A 12095-nucleotide genomic window follows, 5' to 3' on the forward strand; every position below is an offset into this window, starting at 1 on the left:
AAACTGTCAATTGAATTACCAGGTCTTTCATTAAAAAATCCAATTATGCCAGCATCAGGCTGCTTCGGTTTTGGCCGTGAATACAGCCAGTTTTACGATTTAAGTAAGCTTGGTGCAATCATGATTAAGGCAACAACACCTGAGCCAAGATTCGGTAATCCAACGCCGCGGGTTGCGGAAACAGACGCTGGGATGTTAAATGCAATCGGTTTACAAAATCCTGGTCTGAAAAAAGTCATTTCAGAGGAATTAACATGGCTAAGTAACCATGATGTGCCGATTATTGCTAATATTGCTGGTTCACAGATAGAAGATTATGTGGAAGTAGCGCGTGAAATTAGTCAGGCATCTAATGTACATGCACTTGAATTAAATATTTCCTGCCCGAACGTAAAAGAAGGCGGGATTACCTTCGGAACGGATCCAGAAGTAGCAAAAGAAGTAACAAAAGCGGTGAGAGACGTTTCAAGCGTTCCAGTGTACGTGAAGCTATCTCCAAATGTAACGAATATCGTTGAAATGGCGAAAGCAGTCGAGGCAGGCGGTGCTGATGGTTTAACGATGATTAATACATTAGTCGGCATGCGTCTGCACTTAAAAACAGGTAAACCGATTATTGCGAATAGAACAGGCGGTTTATCAGGCCCGGCGATTAAACCAGTTGCCCTTCGCATGATCTATGAAGTAAGTCAACAAACCTCTCTACCGATTATCGGTATGGGCGGTATTACGAATGCTGAAGATGTGATTGAGTTTTTCTATGCGGGAGCAAGTGCAGTGGCAGTTGGTACAGCAAACTTTGTTGATCCATTTGTTTGTCCAACGATTATCGATGAGCTTCCAGCGCTCCTTGATGAGCTCGGCTTTGATCATATTTCACAATGTACCGGAAGGAGCTGGAAATAAGATGAATAACTCGCTGATTATTGCGCTTGATTTTCCTAATCTAGAAGAAACGAAAAAGTTTTTACAGCCTTTCGGTTCCGAAAAATTGTTCGTAAAAGTCGGTATGGAGCTTTTTTATCAAAATGGTCCAGCGATGGTTTCATATTTAAAAGAGCAAGGACATGATGTGTTTCTTGACTTGAAGCTTCATGATATTCCGAATACAGTGAAAATGGCAATGAAAGGTCTTGCTAGCTTAGGAGCGGACTTGGTCAATGTTCATGCCGCTGGCGGCCAAAGAATGATGGAAGCAGCACTAGAAGGTTTAGATGCTGGGACTACAGGCGGTCAAAAACGACCGCTATGTATTGCGGTTACGCAATTAACAAGTACGACAGAAGAGCAAATGAATAAAGAACAGAATATCCTTGGTTCACTTGAGGATGCTGTCCTGCATTATGCGTCTCTTACAAATGCAGCAGGACTGGATGGTGTGGTTTGTTCCACTCATGAAGTGAAACGAATCCATGAGGCGATTGGTTCACAATTTTTAACGGTAACGCCTGGTATTCGTAATGCAACAGGAGCTACGCACGATCAAGCGCGCGTTGCGACACCAGCACTAGCAAGAGAGCTCGGTTCAGATTTCATTGTTGTGGGTCGAGCGATTACGAAAGCTGATAACCCGTTACAATCCTATTTATCGATGAAGAATGCTTGGGAGGGAATTTCATGTTAAAACAAACTATTGCACAACATCTATTAGAAATTAAAGCGGTGTACTTACAGCCGAATGATCCTTTCACATGGTCTTCAGGAATGAAGGCACCGATTTATTGCGACAATCGCTTAACGCTTTCTTATCCAACTATTCGTCAAGATATCGCTCGCGGCTTGCAGCAATTAATTGAAGAGCATTTTCCTGGTACGGAATTAGTTGCCGGAACAGCAACAGCAGGAATTGCCCATGCAGCATGGGTGAGTGATTTAATGAATCTCCCAATGTGCTATGTTCGCTCGAAAGCAAAAGAGCACGGTAAAGGGAATCAAATTGAAGGCAGCGCAAAGCCGGGTCAAAAAGTCGTTGTTGTAGAAGATCTTATTTCGACAGGCGGCAGTGCGATTACAGCTGCACAAGCACTAAGAGAAGCTGGTTGTGATGTACTTGGTATTGTTTCGATCTTTACATATGAGCTCGAAAAAGGAAAAGAAAAACTAGCAGCTGAAGGGTTAGTTTCTCATTCGATTAGCGATTATTCGACACTTGTACAAGTAGCGAAAGAAAAAGGCTATATTAATGAAGGTGAACTGCAAAAGCTAACGAAATGGCGTGAAAATCCAGAAGATCCTTCTTGGATTGATGCTTAAAAGAAAAAGAATGTCTTACCGTATTGAACGGTAGGACGTTTTTTTATTCTGTTCAAAATCGTATACATCAACAATATTCGTTAATCCAGCCAGTATTTTAAGAATCTTAACTAAATTTTTAATAAAATGAAATGCTAGCCTAACGTAAGAGAAAGAGAAGTAGTGTATAATAACGTAAGCGAATTTCTCTTAAAAACAATTAGGTGTTTTGTGATAGGTGTTAAGGAGGGGTTGATATGGAACGGATAGCGGTCATTGATATAGGTTCTAACTCCTTTCATATGGTGATTTGTGAAGTGAGCGAGAAGTATTTTAATCCAATTAAAATCGTCAATGATAATGATTATAAAGCGTATGTTCGTTTAGGGGCGAATTTACAAAAAGGTGACTACATAAAGCTAGAAAAAATTCAGGAAATGATGACGGTATTAACTAGATTCCAGCATGTAGCGGTTCGCAACAAAGTGGACAAAGTATTTTGCGTAGCAACAGAGGCCTTACGTCGTGCGGCTAATGGACAGGAAATTATTCAACGAATAAAAGAACAAATCGGAATTGAAGTTGAGTTGATTTCCGGACAACAAGAAGCGTATCTAGGGTACTATAGCATTGTTAATGGTTTTGCACTCGACAATTATTTAATGGTTGATATTGGCGGGAGCAGTACAGAGCTTGTGTATGTTAGTAATCGGGATATGAAACAATCAATTAGCTTACCCGTTGGTTCATTAAATATTTGTGACCGATTCCAATCTGCGAATACGATTGATGATCAGCTCCTCGTAAAAATGACGCAATCTTTTACAGCGCTGCTAGACCATGTTGAATGGCTAAAGGACATAGAGGTTGATGCGGTCATTGGTGTTGGCGGAACGATGCGGACCATTGGAAAGTACGATCGGGCTAAGAAGCGTTATCCGTTGTCAATTCAGCATAATTATTCGTTAACCTTTGAACGGGTTCAATCTATTTTTCGAGAGCTGCGAACGTTAACAGAGCAGGAACGTTTAGATGTCGAGGGGCTCCCTAAGAAACGGGCAGCCATCTTTCCGAGTGCTTTATTATTCGTTGTAACGATTATGAATTATGTACAGAATGAACAACTTATTTTAAGTAAGCATGGGTTAAGAGAAGGCGTTGTATGGGATTATCTATTAAAAGGAGCTGTATGTGAGAATATACTAGAGCGTGACATTGAACAGCTTTTGAATGAGCATGCTCTTTCCAAGCGCTATCAGCAACGTTTGACAGAAGTGTTTGCTGCGTGTCAGTCGATATTAACTACTGAAGAGGTCGATGTGATGAAGCTTGCCACGCTCTTTAATTTGAAAAAACAGTACTCTGATGGAAAGTCGACTAAGAAATTTTTGAAATACTTATTCTCACGCGGCATATTTGGAATGACTCATCAGCAAATGATGATGGCGCTGTTAATTGCTGAGTATAACGTGGATGATAAGTATAAAAGGATTTTGACTGATAGTGACCATGCATTTGTTTTGCACATGAAGTCATTGAATTTGTTTAGAGAATAAAAGAATGTATAGGCTGTTTTACAACGTTTGAATGAGAAAGAACGTCGTAAAACAGCCTCTTACGTATTATTCATTATTTTTTAATTGAATGACGATTTCTTCGTCTGGTGTAACAAACAGGGTTTGCTGCTGTTCATAAATGACGAAGCCAGGTTTTGCGCCGCTTGGTTTTTTTACATGACGCACCTTTGTATAATCAACGGGGACAGAGCTTGATTGTCGGGCTTTACTATAATAAGCAGCTAAAATAGCGGCTTCTGTAATTGTTTGTTCACTCGGTGCTTCGTTGCGAATGACAACATGTGAACCAGGAATGTCTTTCGTATGAAGCCATATTTCATCGCGGCGGGCAAATTTATTCGTTAAGTAATCGTTTTGTTTATTGTTTTTTCCAACGAAAATAATATCCCCGTTTGTAGAGTGATATGTTTCAAGCTGCGGTTTGGCATTGGCAGGTTTTTTCATGCCTTTTTTTTGTTTTTGGCGTAAGTAGCCTTCTTCTTGCAACTCTTCACGAATTTCTTCTACATCCTTTGGTGACGCGGATTGTAGCTGCTGCTGCAACGTTTCAAAGTAGTGTAATTCCTCTTTTGTTTTTTCAATTTGTTCTTGAACAATAGCGACTGCATTTTTCGCTTTTTGATATTTAGCAAAATAATGCTGGGCGTTTTCTGTCGGTGTTTTTTGTGGATTAAGTGGAATAACGACGGTACTTTCATTTTCATCATAATAATTGACGACTTCAATTTCCGTTAGTCCCTTTGTCATTTGATATAAGTTCACGGTCAATAATTCACCATATAATTGATATTGCTCACTGCGTTCGGTTTCTTGTAACGTTCGTTCAAGCTTTCCAATTTTTTTTCGGTTTTTTTCCACTTCGTTTGTGATAAATCGTTCAAGGTCATGCCCTTGCTGCTTAACACGATCACGCTCAGCCTTACCAAAATAAAAACGATCCAGCATTTGGCTGAGCGATGAGAAAGATTTAGCCACACCGGAAAGATGATGTAAAGGAAGCATATAAAACACGTCTTTTTTTCCATCCGATATCATAGTAGGTATGTACTCTCGCTTAGAAAGTGTATGGATTAATGTAAGAAAAGCTCCTGGCAATGTATCCGAATTAGCAAGTCCAGCGAGATGAACGGCTTCTTTAGCGAATAAAGGGGAGACTCCAGCGAATTGTTGCACAAGCTGACGATCTAATTTACCTGCATTGAAATCTAGTTGTTTTACAATATCTTCTGTAGAAGCAGTAAATGGGTTTTGTTTGTTCTGTGCAGGAGGGAGCTTATACTCTTGACCTGGCAAAATGGCACGGTGACTATTTACTGCATAGGATACATGTTTAATACTATCGAGAATCATATTTCGTTCTTGATCGACTAAAATAATGTTGCTGTGACGACCCATAATCTCAATCATTAATTGTTTTTGAGATAAATCGCCGAGTTCGTTACGTCCTTTTACATCCAAAATAATGATTCGGTCTAATTCATGTTGACGAATATCCTCAATCGTAAACCCTTCAAGGTGCTTTCTGAGCAGCATGCAAAACATGGGCGGTTCTTTAGGATTCTCATAATCTTCTTCTGTTATTTGAACTCTTGCATAGCTTGGATGAGCAGAGAGTAATAATTTGAAGTTTTGCTTGCCTGCCCGAACAACTAAAATTAATTCGTTTTTATAAGGCTGATGCACTTTATTAATACGGCCGCCTTTTAGTAAAGAAGCGATTTCTTCTGTCATCGCTTTCGTAAATAATCCGTCAAATGACATATATTATACATCCTCTTTTCAAATATTGATTGAAGTAACTACTATCTTGTAAGCAATCGAGACTTGTACTGCTTTTCATACTCATTATAGCATTTTTTTGGACGAGTCTGAATATGTATGGGAGGAGAGATGGTTGGAGCTTGTCAAGGTTAGAGGAGGGGGAGGACTGCTTAGATCGTGCACATTATCTGTTTCTGTAAATAATCCCGCCGCCACTTTTCTATTATTATGCAGAGGATGTGTGATGCTCGATGAAGTTCCGGGAAATGAAGACGCAAGAAATAGAGAATGCTCTTCAAACAAGCATTAAGCTTGGATTGAGCAAAGATGAGGTGACGAAAAGGCAGCGTAAACATGGGTTTAATGAACTTCAAGAAGCTGAAAAACAGTCCGCGTTGCTGTTGTTTTTTGCCCAGTTTAAAGATTTTATGGTGCTCGTATTATTGGTCGCAACGCTTATCTCGGGGATACTAGGTGAATATGTAGATGCGATTGCTATCATTGCAATTGTGTTTTTAAACGGGATTCTTGGATTTTTTCAAGAACGAAAAGCAGAGAAGTCCTTAGATGCTTTAAAGGAGATGTCTGCTCCGCAAGTCTATGTGTTACGTGATAATAAATGGATAAAAATACCCTCTAAGGAAGTTGTTGTTGGAGATGTGTTAAAATTTGCAAGCGGTGACCGAATCGGAGCAGATTTGCGAATTATTGAATCATTCAGTTTAGAAATTGAAGAATCTGCTTTAACAGGTGAATCACAACCGGCTGTTAAAACATCTGAACCGCTTTTATTTGATGCAGATGGTATTGGTGACGAAGAGAATAAAGCATTTATGGGGACGATGGTAACGAGAGGAAGCGGTAAAGGGATTGTCATCGCCACTGGAATGGATACAGCGATGGGGAAAATTGCCCACTTGCTTCAAACAGCGGAAACGATGATTACACCGCTTCAACGCAGATTGGAGCAGCTTGGTAAAATTTTAATTGCGACGGCCCTTGTGTTAACCGTTATTGTAGTATTGACAGGTGTGTTACAAGGACATGACGTGTATACGATGTTTTTAGCAGGGGTGTCGCTTGCGGTTGCAGCTATTCCTGAAGGCTTGCCGGCTATAGTGACAGTCGCCTTGTCGCTAGGTGTGCAACGTATGATTAAGCAGCGGGCGATTGTTCGTAAGCTTCCTGCTGTTGAAACGCTCGGTTGTGCATCGGTTATTTGTTCGGATAAAACAGGAACGATGACACAAAACAAAATGACAGTGACAAAGCTATGGAGCGGCGGAAAGACATGGGATGTTACAGGGACCGGCTACGCTCCTGAAGGAGAATTTCTAGACGGTGAACGAGCTGTTTCTTTACAAGGGGAAAAGTCATTGCTTCAATTGTTAACATTCGGTATGCTGTGCAATAAAGCGGATTTAGTGAGAAAAGGAGATCGGTTTACGTTAGACGGCGATCCAACGGAAGGGGCAATGTTTGTTGCCGCATTAAAAGCAGGGTTAACGAGAGAGCAATTGTTTGAGAAATTTACAATTGTGAAGGAATTTCCGTTTGATTCGACACGAAAAATGATGAGTGTCATCATAAAAGATGAAGCAGGAAAGCATTTTGTTGTGACGAAAGGAGCTCCAGATGTCCTGTTTGCTCGCTGTGAATCGATTTTGTGGGATGGGAAAACAGCTCCTTTGAATAAAGAATATCAAGCAAGTGTTCATCGAGAAATGGAAGGACTAGCTTCACTTGCTCTTCGGATGATTGCGGTAGGCTATAAGCCATTAGCGGCTGGACATGTCGTGTTACATGAAGAGGAAGCTGAAAAGAACTTAACGTTTATGGGGCTGCAAGGAATGATTGATCCTCCTCGTCCTGAAGTGAAGCAAGCTATTAAAGAATGTCGAGAAGCAGGCATTAAAACAGTGATGATTACGGGAGACCATGTGACGACCGCTAAAGCGATTGCTGCGCAGCTCGGTATTTTAAAGGGCAAGGAGAGGGTTGTTGAAGGGAAGCAATTAAATGATTTGTCGTTTGAAGAGCTAGAAGAAATAGTGGAAGATGTTGCGGTGTTCGCTCGTGTGTCACCAGAGCACAAACTACAAATTGTAAAGGCTCTGCAAAATAAAGGGCATATCGTAGCGATGACCGGCGATGGAGTGAATGATGCCCCGGCTATTAAAACAGCGGATATTGGGGTAGCAATGGGGATTACAGGAACGGATGTGGCCAAAGAAGCCTCCTCTCTCATATTAGTGGATGATAATTTTGCGACGATTAAATCAGCGATTAAAGAGGGAAGGAATATTTATGAAAACATTCGGAAGTTTATTCGTTATTTATTAGCTTCGAATGTAGGAGAAATTTTGGTGATGTTTTTTGCTATGCTTTGTGCTCTACCGTTGCCGATGGTGCCTATTCAAATCTTATTCGTCAATTTAGTGACAGATGGTTTACCGGCGATGGCTTTAGGTCTAGATGAACCAGAAGATGATGTGATGAAGCAAAAGCCGCGCAGTCCAAACGAAGGCGTATTTGCAAGAGGGCTTGGGTGGAAGATCATTTCTCGCGGTTTTTTGATTGGTCTTTCCACCTTGATTGCTTTTTATATTGTCTATCGTGCGAATCCGGACAATTTGGAATACGCCCAGACGGTCGCTTTTGCTACATTAGTGTTAACGCAGCTGATTCACGTGTTTGATTGCCGAAGCGAACGTTCCATCTTTTCACGAAATCCTTTTGGAAATAAATATTTAGTTGGTGCCGTATTGTCTTCTTTACTGTTGATGATTGCGGTCATTTATTATCAGCCATTGCAAATGATTTTCCATACAGTCGCGATTCCTGCTCGTGATTGGCTGTTAATTATCGGAATGTCGTCGATTCCAACTTTTTTACTGGCTGGCAGCTTTTTAGCAAGAAAATCAAAATAATATATGATATAATCCATAAGGTAGTAGAGTGTTCTCTATTACCTTTTTATTTTTTCCCAATACATATAATGACCGTACATTATGTTTGATAGGAAGTGAAACCATGGTTATTAGTATGACAGGCTATGGACGAGGTAAGGCAGAGAATGATCATGTGAGGGTAACTGTTGAAATTAAAACGGTGAATCATCGCTTTTGTGAATACAATATTCGAATGCCGCGACAGCTTTTATTCTTAGAAGATAAAGTAAAGAAGAAAGCAAATGAATATATTCGACGTGGACGAGGAGAAATTTTTATTACAGTCGAAGGAGAAGGCCTTGTTGCTAAGGAGCTGAAGTTCGATTGGGATATTGCGGATCAATTTGTTTCACTCATAGATACAGTACAAGAAAAGTATGAGTTTACATCACAGGTCACGTTACAAGATTTACTGAAACTTGAAACGGTTTTTTCGGTAGAAGAAGTACCCGCAGAAAATGATGAAGTGGAATGGCTCCTACTGCAAGCATTAACAAGCGCGTTAGAAGATGTAAAACGTATGCGCGTTCAAGAAGGTCAAGAGCTAGCTTATGACTTAGAAACACATAAGGAAAAGTTAGCAGCTATCGCACAACATGTGAAACAATATGCTCCTTCTGTTGTTCGTGCTTATAAAGACAGGCTAGCGATGAAGTTAAACGAATTAACGGACGGGTTGATTGAAGAAAGTCGACTTGTTACAGAAGCAGCCATTTTTGCAGATAAGTGTGATATTAACGAGGAGTTAACTAGATTAGAAAGCCACTTATTACAATTCGCAGAAACATTGAAGCAAAAAGATCCGATTGGTCGTAAGCTTGATTTTCTTGTACAAGAGATGAACCGAGAAGTCAATACGATTGGTTCAAAGGGAAATGATTCTCTTATTACAAAGGAAGTTGTCGAAATGAAAAGCTTATTAGAAAAGATGAAAGAACAAGTTCAAAATATTGAATAGGTTGTTTATGATTAAAGCTTCAAGGTGACAATAGAATAGGGATGGAGGACAATAATGTCGATCAAGCTCATAAATATCGGTTTTGGAAATATTGTTTCTGCAAATCGTATTGTCTCAATCGTGAGTCCGGAATCGGCTCCAATTAAAAGAATTATTCAGGATGCCCGCGATCGCGGTTCATTAATAGATGCTACATACGGAAGAAGAACAAGAGCTGTAATTATAACAGACAGTGATCACGTTATCTTATCAGCTGTTCAGCCGGAAACAGTTGCTGCACGTCTTCAAGATCGTGATGACAGCGTAGAAGAGGGGTAAAGGATATATTATGAAAGAAAAAGGGTTATTGATTGTATTATCTGGGCCATCTGGTGTTGGAAAGGGAACGGTTCGAAAGGCTATTTTCTCCGAGCCTGATAAATCGTTTGAGTATTCTATTTCGATGACGACTCGCCTGCCACGTGAAGGAGAAGTTGACGGGGTTGATTATTTCTTTAAAACGCGGGAAGAATTTGAAGCGCTCATTGAGCAAGGGAAATTGCTCGAGCATGCTGAGTTTGTAGGCAACTACTATGGTACACCTGTTGATTATGTACGAGAGACAATTGAGGCAGGAAAGGATATTTTCCTAGAAATTGAAGTAGAAGGAGCAAAGCAAGTTCGGGAAAAATTCCCAGATGGCTTGTTTATTTTTCTGGCGCCGCCAAGTCTTTCAGAACTTGAGAACCGCATCGTGAATCGTGGAACGGACACGGAAGAGGTCATTCAACGTCGGATGAAAGTGGCAAAAGAGGAAATTGAACTTATGAGCTTATATGATTATGTCGTTGAAAATGATTCTGTAGAAAGAGCATGTGAAAAAGTAAACTGCATTATTGTTGCTGAACATTGTCGACGTGAAAGAGTAGAAGCTCGTTATAAAAAAATGCTGGAGGCTGAATAAATTATGTTATATCCACCAATTGATTCTTTATTACTTAAAATTGATTCTAAATACTCGCTTGTTTCTGTTGCCGCTAAACGCGCTCGTGAAATGCAAATTAAGGAAGATTGCCAAGTTGAAAAGCCTGTTTCTCATAAATCTGTTGGTCGTGCGCTAGAGGAAATTTATTCCGGGAAATTAACTTATACGAATCAATATGAAGAAAAGTAAGTAATCGCATTTGCTTGACCTTTTCGGGTCTGACTCCGTAAAGCAATGAGGCTCGGTAGTTTATCTACCGTATCTCGCTCTGCAAACGTTGTCAGACCTTTTCTTTTTGTGCAGGAGAAGGGGATGTCCGCATGATCTTATTCTATTGGAATAGATGTTTGAATGATAATCATTTCAAAAGGTAAAGTCATATTCGTTTTATATCCATTTGGATTATAATAAAATAAACAATGTTCAAGCTAGGGGGAAATTCTATGCTTATCGATAAAAAGATTCTTCTTTGTGTAACAGGTGGGATTGCTGTATATAAGGCAGCGGCTTTAACAAGTAAATTGACACAAGCGGGAGCTTCAGTGAAGGTAATCATGAGTGATTCAGCTCGCCAATTTGTGACTCCGCTTACATTTCAAGCGCTATCACGACATGATGTCTATACCGATACGTTTGATGAGAAGGATTCAGCTGTTATTGCTCATATTGATTTAGCAGACTGGCCGGATCTTATTCTGCTTGCTCCAGCGACAGCGAATGTGATTGGGAAGCTTGCTAACGGTATTGCTGATGATATGATTACGACGACACTTTTAGCTGCAGAAGCACCAGTTTGGGTTGCTCCAGCGATGAATGTACATATGTATGCCCATCCTGCTGTCCAAAAAAATATGGACACATTACGATCTTTCGGCTATCAGTTTATTGAGCCAGGAGAAGGCTATTTAGCGTGTGGTTATGTTGGTAAAGGGCGCCTTGAAGAACCTGAGACGATTGTTCAGCATTTGCAGCAGTTTTTTGATGAGAAGGATCAACCATTACCGCTTCGTGGGAAGAAATGTTTAATTACGGCAGGACCAACGCGGGAAGCGATTGATCCTGTTCGCTTTTTAACGAATCATTCGAGTGGGAAAATGGGATATGCTTTGGCAGAAGAAGCGATTAAACTAGGTGCGGAAGTGACGCTTATTTCAGGCCCAGTCCATTTAACACCGCCTGCTAAAGCTCATGTTGTACAAGTTGAATCAGCAGCAGAGATGTATGATGCGGTCTGGCCATTTTATGACGATGTGGATATTGTTATTGGTACAGCTGCTGTAGCGGATTATAAGCCAAAATTTTATCATACACATAAAATGAAAAAACAACCGGGAGACAATGTAATTGAGTTAGAACGAACAAAAGATATTCTTCAAGAGTTGGGAATGAAGAAAACTCACCAACTTATTATTGGGTTTGCTGCTGAAACGAACGCAGTAGAAGAATATGCACGTGGAAAGCTTGAGAAAAAGAATGCAGATATGATTGTAGCCAATAATGTAACGACAGCAGGAGCTGGCTTTGGAACAGATACGAATATTGTAACGATGTTTAAACGAGATGGCGGTGCTATCAACTTGCCAATGCTGACAAAAACAGAAACAGCAAAACGAATTTTAACTGAAGCAGCTTCGATGTTACAAAAGGATTGA

At 40.2% G+C, this 12095-nt stretch carries 11 protein-coding genes; 10 read left to right on the top strand and 1 reads right to left on the bottom strand.

Going from position 1 to position 12095, the window contains the following annotated elements:
• Positions 1-3 precede the first annotated feature (3 nt).
• From V7068_RS04325 to V7068_RS04340, 4 genes are all read left to right on the top strand, one after another.
• Positions 4-906 (top strand): dihydroorotate dehydrogenase, encoded by a 903-nt coding sequence (locus V7068_RS04325; protein WP_499711361.1) that lies wholly within the window; start codon positions 4-6, stop codon positions 904-906.
• A 1-nt stretch (position 907) separates the two neighbouring features.
• Positions 908-1624, top strand: coding sequence for an orotidine-5'-phosphate decarboxylase (pyrF, locus tag V7068_RS04330; RefSeq protein ID WP_499711251.1), 717 nt, complete (start codon positions 908-910; stop codon positions 1622-1624).
• The gene (pyrE, locus tag V7068_RS04335; RefSeq protein WP_127759731.1) at positions 1618-2253 is read left to right on the top strand and encodes an orotate phosphoribosyltransferase; all 636 of its coding nucleotides are present in this window, start codon (positions 1618-1620) and stop codon (positions 2251-2253) included. Before pyrF ends, pyrE begins: the two co-directional genes overlap by 7 nt.
• Positions 2254-2489: 236 nt before the next feature.
• Positions 2490-3788 carry a Ppx/GppA phosphatase family protein gene (locus V7068_RS04340; protein ID WP_499711252.1) on the top strand — a complete coding sequence of 433 codons (1299 nt, stop codon included), beginning with the start codon at positions 2490-2492 and terminating at the stop codon, positions 3786-3788.
• 66 nt (positions 3789-3854) lie between these two features.
• On the opposite strand, the gene V7068_RS04345 is transcribed toward V7068_RS04340, so the two are convergent.
• A complete protein-coding gene (locus V7068_RS04345; RefSeq protein ID WP_499711253.1) occupies positions 3855-5570 on the bottom strand; it encodes an Rqc2 family fibronectin-binding protein in 1716 nt (571 codons plus the stop codon).
• 251 nt (positions 5571-5821) lie between these two features.
• Here V7068_RS04345 and V7068_RS04350 point away from each other — a divergent pair, with 251 nt between their 5' ends.
• The 6 genes from V7068_RS04350 (at position 5822) to coaBC (ending at position 12095) form a co-directional block, all read left to right on the top strand.
• Entirely contained in the window at positions 5822-8500 is a 2679-nt protein-coding gene (locus V7068_RS04350) for a cation-translocating P-type ATPase (protein ID WP_499711254.1), read from the top strand.
• Positions 8501-8603: 103 nt separating this feature from the next.
• Positions 8604-9479: a YicC/YloC family endoribonuclease gene (locus V7068_RS04355; protein WP_499711256.1), complete on the top strand. Its 876-nt coding sequence runs from the start codon at positions 8604-8606 to the stop codon at positions 9477-9479.
• A 54-nt stretch (positions 9480-9533) separates the two neighbouring features.
• Positions 9534-9797, top strand: coding sequence for an extracellular matrix/biofilm regulator RemA (remA, locus tag V7068_RS04360; RefSeq protein ID WP_034313813.1), 264 nt, complete (start codon positions 9534-9536; stop codon positions 9795-9797).
• 10 nt (positions 9798-9807) lie between these two features.
• Complete coding sequence (gene gmk / locus V7068_RS04365; protein WP_119116619.1) at positions 9808-10422, top strand: guanylate kinase; 615 nt, start codon at positions 9808-9810, stop codon at positions 10420-10422.
• Between the two features lie 3 nt (positions 10423-10425).
• Positions 10426-10632, top strand: a complete 207-nt coding sequence (rpoZ, locus tag V7068_RS04370; RefSeq protein ID WP_252294201.1) for a DNA-directed RNA polymerase subunit omega — start codon at positions 10426-10428, stop codon at positions 10630-10632.
• Between the two features lie 254 nt (positions 10633-10886).
• On the top strand, positions 10887-12095 hold the full coding sequence (coaBC, locus tag V7068_RS04375; protein WP_499711257.1) for a bifunctional phosphopantothenoylcysteine decarboxylase/phosphopantothenate--cysteine ligase CoaBC: 1209 nt from the start codon (positions 10887-10889) through the stop codon (positions 12093-12095).

Source organism: Bacillus sp. JJ634 (genome assembly GCF_036962285.1).
Classification (GTDB): Bacteria; Bacillota; Bacilli; order Bacillales; family DSM-1321; genus Peribacillus; species Peribacillus asahii_A.